The sequence below is a fragment of the Pseudomonas sp. LP_7_YM genome (genome assembly GCF_004364435.1).
Classification (GTDB): domain Bacteria; phylum Pseudomonadota; class Gammaproteobacteria; order Pseudomonadales; family Pseudomonadaceae; genus Aquipseudomonas.
Map to the genome: position 1 here is coordinate 1 of NZ_SOCT01000032.1, position 3632 is coordinate 3632.

Annotated in this window: 3 protein-coding genes and 3 pseudogenes; 5 read left to right on the forward strand and 1 reads right to left on the reverse strand. The window is 52.1% G+C overall.

Going from position 1 to position 3632, the window contains the following annotated elements:
- Window positions 1-96 precede the first annotated feature (96 nt).
- The 4 genes and pseudogenes from EC915_RS24590 to EC915_RS24605 all read left to right on the forward strand — a co-directional run bounded on the left by EC915_RS24590 (window position 97) and on the right by EC915_RS24605 (window position 2392).
- Complete coding sequence (locus EC915_RS24590) at window positions 97-270, forward strand: HNH endonuclease (RefSeq protein ID WP_256658838.1); 174 nt, start codon at window positions 97-99, stop codon at window positions 268-270.
- A 10-nt stretch (window positions 271-280) separates the two neighbouring features.
- Window positions 281-466 (forward strand): hypothetical protein, encoded by a 186-nt coding sequence (locus EC915_RS24595; protein WP_133753055.1) that lies wholly within the window; start codon window positions 281-283, stop codon window positions 464-466.
- Window positions 467-611: 145 nt separating this feature from the next.
- Window positions 612-1683: pseudogene (locus tag EC915_RS24600) on the forward strand (RHS repeat domain-containing protein); the annotation flags it as partial.
- A gap of 394 nt (window positions 1684-2077) precedes the next feature.
- Window positions 2078-2392, forward strand: a complete 315-nt coding sequence (locus EC915_RS24605; protein WP_133753056.1) for a hypothetical protein — start codon at window positions 2078-2080, stop codon at window positions 2390-2392.
- On the opposite strand, the pseudogene EC915_RS24610 reads toward EC915_RS24605, so the two are convergent.
- Window positions 2389-3241: pseudogene (locus EC915_RS24610) on the reverse strand (IS5 family transposase). The gene EC915_RS24605 and the pseudogene EC915_RS24610 overlap by 4 nt on opposite strands.
- 155 nt (window positions 3242-3396) lie before the next feature.
- On the opposite strand from EC915_RS24610, the pseudogene EC915_RS24615 reads away from it, so the two are divergent.
- Window positions 3397-3632: pseudogene (locus EC915_RS24615) on the forward strand (sugar-binding protein); the annotation flags it as partial.

The following is a 3632-nucleotide window of genomic DNA, read 5'->3' on the forward strand; positions in this document are numbered from 1 at the left end:
GCCAAAGGGGAAGATATTTTGAATAAAATACAACGAGCCCGTGAGGCCATGGCCTCAAAAGCATGAGGAGCTTTATTTCTGAGACAGCACACTAGAGTGGATGGCTCGTTTTCAGGAAGCTCTCCTCCAAAATTAACTTGGCATCATGGTGATAAACCCGGATCGCTTCAACTAGTTGATCGAGTTGATCACAAAACATACCATAAAGTTTATCATCCTGATGGTACGGGTGGGCGTAATAAATGGAGCTTTGGATCAACTTGCAGATGAGGAGTGTAGAATGAAACTTTATAACGGTTTTTACGAGCTATTAAACGGGCTAAGTACTCTTCCCGAAACGGGCTGGATTTTTGTTGATTCCGGGGAAGATATTGACTCCGATGCGGCTGTGCGAAATGCTAAATATTATGTAGCTGAGAACGAGGTGGAAAGTATTGAGTTTGAGAAAAAAACGTACATTTGTTGAATGTCCAACCTTAATTGACATCGTTTCAATACTTGACAAGCGGACGGTTAAGGCCGGATGTGAAGACTATCTGCATGCTACTATTTTCTATCGTCAGAATGATGATTTTCAAGATTGATATAGTAGGTTTAGAAGCAGTTGGTGGATAGAAGTCATCGAGCGCGAGGACCTTCACCGCGAGGTTTTCCGCACGCAGGGCAAACTCACCAGTTGCTTCGACTATGAAGCTATGGGCCGCAAGAGCTGGCAGTTAGGGTTGGCGCTACCAGCTGAAAAACCTCGCAGATTCACAACCCAGGCATCAATACTTCGTTATTAGCCGATCACGCATTTACTCGATCCACCGCCACGAGTATGACTTGGCCAGCTAGCTGACGCACCTCGACAAGCTGCGCGGCGAAATCAAATACGAGTACGAGGCCAACGGCCAACTGCACAGTCGCGATACCGGAAAACTGGTCGACAGTGAAGAGTTCAGGTACGACGCGGCAGCCAACCGGCTGAACTTCAACACCAGCCAGTTTGATCACGTCAAAGACAACCGCCTTAAGCGCTGGCGTGACCAGGAATACGCCTACGATGCGTGGGGCAACTTGATTGAAAAGCGCAGCGGCCTGAGCAAGTTGCAGACGTTTAGCTACGACTGTGAAAACAGGTTGGTCAAGGCTGAAACACTGGTCAACGGCAAACTGCACAGTATCGGCACCTATCGCTACGACAGCCTGGGCAGGCGCATCGCCAAAACATCAGAAATAAATGGCCAGACCGAACACAAAAATTTCCTCTGGCAAGGCTTGCGGTTGTTGCGTGAGGAAGCGCCCGGTCAGAGCAGCCTCTACATTTACGAACCCGGCAGCTACGCGCCGCTGGCGAGAGTTGACCAACAGGAAGGCGAGACAGAGCAAAAGCTCTACTACTTCCACACCGACCAGATCGGCACACCGCTGGAAATGACGGACGCAGGCGGCCAGATCGTCTGGCAGGCCACGTACAAGGCGTGGGGTGAGGTTGAAGCGTTAACAGTCAGCGACGTCGAGCAAAACCTTAGGTTTCAAGGTCAGTACTTCGACGACGAGACGGGGCTGCACTACAACACGTTTCGGTATTACGATCCGCAGGTAGGGCGGTTTATTACACAGGATCCGATTGGACTGGATGGAGGGTTCAATCTTTATCGCTACGTGATGAGTCCTACAGTCTGGATAGACCCTCTTGGATGGACAGGATTTGATGCGAGTGGACGGCCGTTATCGAGTAGTCAGTACAGCGTGTGGTCCAGCATAGAAATGCCTGAGGAGATACATGCTTCAGGTCGGTCTACTCACTTCCGTTACGCGAACGAAGAGCTATACAATCGCACATTGAAGTACCCTGAGCTTAATTCAGCTCTTCCACCGGAGGTAGTAGAACATATCCAACCGGGCCCACGACGCGGCTTTAGTGATAGAAGTCCTCCGAACCATTCTTGGCACCATAACGCTCAAACACCTAAGGACATTGAGTTGATACCCAGGGCTCAGCACCAAGCGCCGGGGCCAGTACAAAATAGTCTCCATCCAAATCAGCAGGGTGGCTTCAAGAAACTGCAAAGTACCGCATGTTGAGGTGAGTATGAAAACGTATAGCATCAGAGAAGTTTTGGAAAATATTGAAAAGATGCCGGACTCATGGTTTTACATGCCAGATTCAGCATGGGATTTGGAAACCAGAGGTTCATTTTCGCTCGATAGCAGGGATTTTCCCCCTGATTCGACGGAGTATTTGCCTCCCCAGGTTGCGAGCCTAGGGTGGAAAGAGACATTGGATACGCCGATGATAGAAGATGTTATTGCTAACACTAACCATCAGTTGTCTTCGGCAACCGTACATGATTATTTCGAAGCATTTAAGTTTTACTGCGAGAATGATGCATTTAAAGTTTTCTAGGTTTTGTACGAAAAGTATTGCCGTATACAACGTAGGCTGCAGGCCAGCGTGACCATGGCTGCAAAGCTCTTGGCCAGCTTGTCGTAGCGAGTCCCTATTCTGCGGTTCTCTTTCAGCCAGCCAAACATCCGCTCAATGACGTTCCGCTGTCGATACTTTGGACGATCAAAGAGTCGGGAAAGCCCGGTCGGGGTTTGCGTGGCATGGCGCGCAGCGGGATCACCGGCTGCATTCGGTAACGGTCGCAGTAATGACGCAGGTGTTCAGCGTCATAGCCTTTGTCAGCCAGTAACCAGCGACTACGCTTGCGTGGTCGCCCCGGCTTACCGGGAATTCGCACTTGATCCAACAGCGGTTGGGCGTGGGCGATATCGCTGGCTTGTCCCGATGAAAGGATGAAGCGTAAGGGAATACCATTGGCGTCGCAGACCATGTGGATCTTGGTAGTAAGGCCGCCTCGACTGCGTCCCAGGGCATGGTCTAGCGGTTCTTCAGGCCCCTCTTTTTCCCGACGCCTGAAGAGGCTCGGGTTGCACGTACCGCTGTGGAATCGATCATCCAGGTGTCCAGATCAATCAGTCCTTCCCGGTTCAGTCGAATATGCAAGCGCTCAAGTATTCGGTCGAACGTGCTGTCGTCGCGCCAGTCACGAAAACGCTGACACACCGTTGACCAGGGCCCAAAGCGTTCCGGCAGGTCACGCCAGGCTGCGCCAGAGCAAAGCACCCAAAGGATTCCGTGGAGTACCAGACGATCATCACTGCGTGGTCGACCCATTTTCTGCTCTGGAGAAACCAGATCCCTGATCAATTCCCACGATGCATCGGAGAGTTCGTAACGCTTTGCCATGCGGGCCTCCAGCCAATCATGGCGGCAATTCCAACCGCACCGACTTTTCGTACAAAACCTAGGGCCTGCCTCGTGTGGTCGAGCACTGGATCAGCGACGGTAGATCGCTGCGTTATCACCAGCCGCGACTACAGCGGCGGGCACCATACCCTCGTGATATCGAGTGCGACGACCTGCATCGCGTGGTGCTGCGTACCCAGGGCAAACTCACCAGTTGCTTCGGCTACGACGCCATGGGCCGCAAGAGGTGGCAGTTCGCCTCCGAATTGCCGGGCGAAAAGCTCTCGCAGATCCATAACCCCGGCGACAACAGCCTGCTGGTGGACCACGCCTACAACCCGATCCACCGACGCTATGAATACGATCCGGCTGGCGAACTGACCCGCACCCT